The sequence below is a fragment of the Butyrivibrio sp. genome (assembly GCF_024699075.1).
On the sequence record NZ_JAILQF010000215.1, the window covers coordinates 1 to 2,555 of the forward strand.

Genomic DNA, 2,555 nt, shown 5'->3' on the forward strand with positions numbered 1-2,555 from the left:
GTCATACTGTCAATCCTCGGCACTCCTTTTATGTCAGCAAATAAGCCGAATTCATTTTTTGGAACCATAGTTTTCATTATTTTGTCCTTTCCGCCTGTAACCATCTGCGGCAGGATGCAAAAAGGAGCCAGTGTAATTCCACCGACTCCTGATAAAAAGAGATAGCACAGTAAGTAACGGTGGATGCTCAGGAAGCAGCAATGGATTTCTCCAATTACTGAATTCCTTATGCATCCCACCGCCTTAATGGCCATCTCAGGCATGTGAGATTTATTTGTTTATGTATTCATGATAAAAGTTCATATAACTTAATACCCTACCCCATCTGTGATAATTCCATCACGATTTGTGATATCAGCTAAGTGCCTCATCCATCTCAGCCAAAGCTTTGAGCTGCTTAATTGCTGTTTCTCGAACTTTAGGATTCTTAATGTTTCTTAAGAGGCTTCTGACTTCAGTGGTCCAGTCATCTTCCTCACAGGAACCCCAGATAATGTATGAAGGTGTTGTATTAAAGATCCTGGAAATGCCAGATAGAACATCTGTAGGAACGTCATGAGAGTTATTCTCATAGTTAGAAAGCGTATTTTGCTTGATCATCAGCATCTCAGCAAGCTTTTCCTGTGATAAACCTGCCTCTATTCTCTTTGCTTTGATCCTTCCGCCAATAGTTGTGATATCGATTGCTGTTTTCTTCATCTTCTCCCTCTTTCCGGGCTGAAACCAGAAAAAGGGACAAAGAAAAAGGACGCACAATAAGACTCAGCCTTTAACTGATTTCTTATCATGCGTCCGCGGTGGGCTATACCCCCCATATCATGATGCCCTCATTTAGTTGTGTTTGTTATGCACGGATCACCGCGCCTGATTTCTAATTTATTTACAGATAGCATCTGCCGGATGCGTTTGCTCTCTGTATTATCTTCCCTTCATTAAAATTCTTTAGGGTAACTACTCTGGTGCACTTGTTTGTGTGGCACCTGAAGCTGATCCCGTTCATGACTGGAGCGTCCTTATCTCCGGTAAGTGCATAAGACATCTTCATAGTCTTCCTACACTTCTTGCAATAAAACTCAATTTCCTGCATATTGACCCGTCACCTCCAATTCAAAGTGTTGTCCAAGAGCTTGAAAAGGAAAGGGAAAGTCACCTTTACAAGTCATTGAGATTTTCCGATTATTAACTTTTCCTGATAAGCCGACTATAAATCTCCGAGGCACGAGCAGCTTATCAAAAACCTCTGTAAGTTTTGTGATTTCATGCGCAGAAGGTCGATGCCTCATGTCCCCCTAACTTGATCAGGAGCAGGTAACTTTGCTGCTTCTAACATCAATCTTTCGCTTTTAGCTTTATCTTTTGTAACTCCCCATCCATTATCGTAACACTGCGCTAAAAGATGTGTGGAACTAGAATCCTTTGCTTTATAACCTGCTTCAAGGTATCTAATAGCTTTTTCAATATTCTCTTCAGTTCCATCTCCCACTAGATTCATATAGCCAAGTTGTCCAGCAACCATCCCTTGTTTTTCCAAACTGTAACTTGCTTCAAAACAAGCATATGATTTTTTCATATCTTTCCCGGTTGCTTTTTCTCCAACTCCGTTAAAATAAAGAGCTCCAAGCTGATACAACGTAAAAGGATTCTTAGATTTTAATCCCGCTTCAAAGTACATAGGAATATTAGCTTTTGAGTATCCATCCCTCAAAGAATCCTCTACTAATCCTGTATTAAGCACAAATGCCAACAATCCTGCGGCTTCAACTGCATCATCTCTTAGCCATAATGCTTTTTGAAAACGCTTTGCACACTCCTTGTATGCATATATGTCATAAAGCATTTTTGAATATCCTAATTGCACTTGTGCCCTATACCATTCCACCTTTGATAACATTGGTAAATAATCTGGTAATTCAGTACCAGTCATCCTTAAATCTTCTGTGAACTGAAAAAACATATGGGCTCCTGGCCAATAGTCGTTCTTTGCAGCTTTTTGGAAATACCCAAGTGAATCTACTAACGCATCTAAATTGCCAGGATTCTTAATGATCAAGTGCCACCCATATTCATATAACGCAGCAGAATCATTATCATGAACAAGTCTTAAAACAGAATGAATGTGTTCCAACGTCCATTTATTATACATTTGATCATCTTTATCATATTTGAGGCATCCATACTTGTATGTACATAAGACATCGCCTATGTCATTTTATATTCCAAAATAACTTACTACGACTCATTAACAAGCTTGCCTGTCATATGCTCCGGTGTAAGTTCCAAGCACTGCACTCTAGGGAATGCGTTGGTCAGTTCTTTCTGAAGGTACTCTTCATCGTCAGTAAACTTTCTTGTAATCTCTGTACAGATTCTGCGTGCTGTATCTTCATCATCAACAAGTCTTATTCTGCCAAAAGTAATAACGCTTTTTATATTAAGTGCCCAATCGCCTTCCTTGCGATATCCTTCGTCATAGACGCAGTAGCTCGCCTTATCGCAGGCTTTTATTGCATCAATTTTATGACCTTCTTTAGCCCCATGAAAATAAATCTTTCCAT

At 39.6% G+C, this 2,555-nt stretch carries 4 protein-coding genes; all 4 read right to left on the minus strand.

Annotated features, from left to right (window positions below; genetic code table 11):
• Positions 1 to 354 precede the first annotated feature (354 nt).
• Positions 355 to 699 carry a helix-turn-helix domain-containing protein gene (locus K6G87_RS08420; protein WP_296835820.1) on the minus strand — a complete coding sequence of 115 codons (345 nt, stop codon included), beginning with the start codon at positions 697 to 699 and terminating at the stop codon, positions 355 to 357.
• A 181-nt stretch (positions 700 to 880) separates the two neighbouring features.
• Positions 881 to 1,087, minus strand: a complete 207-nt coding sequence (locus K6G87_RS08425; protein ID WP_296835823.1) for a hypothetical protein — start codon at positions 1,085 to 1,087, stop codon at positions 881 to 883.
• A gap of 192 nt (positions 1,088 to 1,279) precedes the next feature.
• Complete coding sequence (locus K6G87_RS08430; RefSeq protein WP_296835824.1) at positions 1,280 to 2,143, minus strand: tetratricopeptide repeat protein; 864 nt, start codon at positions 2,141 to 2,143, stop codon at positions 1,280 to 1,282.
• Between the two features lie 86 nt (positions 2,144 to 2,229).
• Positions 2,230 to 2,555: pyridoxamine 5'-phosphate oxidase family protein (locus K6G87_RS08435; protein WP_296835827.1), on the minus strand; the 326-nt coding region annotated here is incomplete at its 5' end.

Coding starts and splice junctions, on each gene's coding strand:
- K6G87_RS08420 (WP_296835820.1), bottom strand. CDS start 699: ATGAAGAAAACAGCAATCGATATCACAACTATTGGCGGAAGGATCAAA.
- K6G87_RS08430 (WP_296835824.1), bottom strand. CDS start 2,143: ATGTATAATAAATGGACGTTGGAACACATTCATTCTGTTTTAAGACTT.
- K6G87_RS08425 (WP_296835823.1), bottom strand. CDS start 1,087: ATGCAGGAAATTGAGTTTTATTGCAAGAAGTGTAGGAAGACTATGAAG.